Source organism: Nostoc sp. CHAB 5715, from assembly GCF_020829685.1.
Taxonomy (GTDB): Bacteria; Cyanobacteriota; Cyanobacteriia; order Cyanobacteriales; family Nostocaceae; genus Nostoc.
Genome location: NZ_JAIVFR010001189.1, coordinates 1 through 2,036, shown reverse-complemented (window position 1 = coordinate 2,036; position 2,036 = coordinate 1). Strand labels below are relative to the sequence as shown.

3 protein-coding genes are annotated in these 2,036 nt (G+C 45.8%); all 3 read left to right on the top strand.

Annotated features, from left to right (window positions below):
- Window positions 1-30 precede the first annotated feature (30 nt).
- Entirely contained in the window at window positions 31-588 is a 558-nt protein-coding gene (gene cpeB / locus LC574_RS37550; protein ID WP_229458689.1) for a C-phycoerythrin subunit beta, read from the top strand.
- 80 nt (window positions 589-668) lie between these two features.
- Window positions 669-1,163: a C-phycoerythrin subunit alpha gene (gene cpeA / locus LC574_RS37545; protein WP_229458688.1), complete on the top strand. Its 495-nt coding sequence runs from the start codon at window positions 669-671 to the stop codon at window positions 1,161-1,163.
- 165 nt (window positions 1,164-1,328) lie between these two features.
- Window positions 1,329-2,036: HEAT repeat domain-containing protein (locus LC574_RS37540; protein ID WP_229458690.1), on the top strand; the 708-nt coding region annotated here is incomplete at its 3' end.

The window sequence follows — 2,036 nt, the reverse complement described above, 5'->3', positions numbered from 1 at the left end:
TACAGATAACCCGTATTCAAGGAGAGCGAAATGGTACTTGACGCTTTTTCTAGAGCAGTAGTTACAGCAGATGCCAGCACTTCTAGCGTATCTGATATTGCTGCCCTCAGAGCCTTCGTTGCTAATGGTAACAGACGTTTGGATGCTGTAAATGCGATCGCTAGCAACGCTAGCTGCATCGTCTCTGATTCTGTTGCTGGAATGATCTGCGAAAACCAAGGTTTGATCCAAGCTGGTGGTAACTGCTATCCTAACCGTCGCATGGCTGCTTGTCTGCGCGATGCTGAAATCATTTTACGCTATGTAACCTACGCTTTATTAGCTGGTGACGCTTCAGTTCTAGATGATCGTTGTTTGAACGGTTTGAAAGAAACCTATGCAGCTCTCGGCGTACCCACTACCTCTACCGTGCGTGCCGTTCAAATCATGAAGGCGTGTGCAGCTGCTCACATTCAAGACACCCCCAGTGAGGCTCGTGCTGGTGCCAAATTGCGTAAGATGGGTTCTCCTGTCGTAGAAGATCGTTGCGCTAGCTTGGTTGCTGAATCTTCTAGCTACTTTGATCGCGTAATTTCTGCTCTGAGCTAATTAATTTGCGATTTGCAATTCACTCAACAGATTGACATCCAACACAGTTTAAATTAAAAGCCTTTTGGGAGATTTAAGAAATGAAATCAGTTGTTACCACCGTTATTGCATCTGCTGATGCCGCAGGTCGTTTCCCCAGCACCTCTGATTTAGAATCAGTACAAGGTTCTATCCAACGTGCATCTGCTCGTTTGGAAGCTGCTGAAAAGCTAGCTAACAACATTGATGCAGTCGCAAACGAAGCTTACAATGCTGCCATCAAGAAGTATTCCTACTTGAACAACGCTGGTGAAGCTAATTCCACCGATACCTTCAAGTCGAAGTGCGCTCGTGACATCAAGCACTACCTGCGCCTTATTCAATACAGCTTGGTAGTTGGCGGTACTGGCCCATTGGATGAGTGGGGTATTGCTGGACAACGTGAAGTTTATCGCGCTTTGGGCTTGCCCACTGCTCCTTACGTTGAAGCTTTAAGCTTTGCTCGTAACCGTGGTTGTGCGCCTCGTGATCTGTCTGCTCAAGCATTGACTGAGTACAATGCTTTACTGGACTACGCTATTAACTCTCTCTCCTAGTTAGTTGCCAAACTTGTCATTTGGTGGCAAGGGTATATTGTGACCCTACAAGCCTGGAGGTTCTTGGCTCTTTGCTTTGCCTGTTAAGGTTGAGTAATGGCAAAGAATTTCTGGGTTTGTTTTGTTTTAATAAGATTCGGCAAGTTGATATATCTATATAATATGGTGGATAAACGCTTTTTTAATTTTTTTAATCTCACAGAAGACCAGGCGATCGCTCTTTTGGATACGCCTCAAGACCAATTGAGTGAGGATGATTCACGTTATATTGCCGCTTCTCATTTAGTCAATTTTTCCACAGAGCGATCAATTAAGGCGCTGATACGGGCGGTGCAGCACACTGATCCCTCGTTGGATAACCGCATCGTCCGCCGCAAGTCGGTAGAGACTTTGGGGCGACTGCAAGCTCAGTCAGCCCTGCCAGTGATCCGCACCTGTCTTTTTGATGAAGACTGCTACACTGTGGAAAATGCTGTTTGGGCGATCGGTGAAATTGGTACTCAAGACCCTGGCATCTTAGAAGATGTTGCTCAATTGCTGGACAAGCCAGGGCAAACCTATCGAGTGATTATTCATACATTAACAAAGTTTAATTATCAACCTGCCCTGGAACGCATTCGCAAATTTGTAGATGATACCGATCCACCCACAGCAAGTGCTGCCATTGCCGCAGTTTGTCGTTTAACTGGGGACTATTCCCAAATGGAGAAGGTGGTAAAGATATTGCAACATCCGAATGTTTTAGGGCGGCGTTTGTCTATCCAAATTCATCATCACAAACCGGGCAGCATTCCACAACTTGTTAGCAAAGTTGCGGGATGCCTCTACAGATGCCGATTCATCCTTTTTGCGATCGTATTCCAACCGGATATC

Coding starts and splice junctions, on each gene's coding strand:
- cpeA (WP_229458688.1), top strand. CDS start 669: ATGAAATCAGTTGTTACCACCGTTATTGCATCTGCTGATGCCGCAGGT.
- cpeB (WP_229458689.1), top strand. CDS start 31: ATGGTACTTGACGCTTTTTCTAGAGCAGTAGTTACAGCAGATGCCAGC.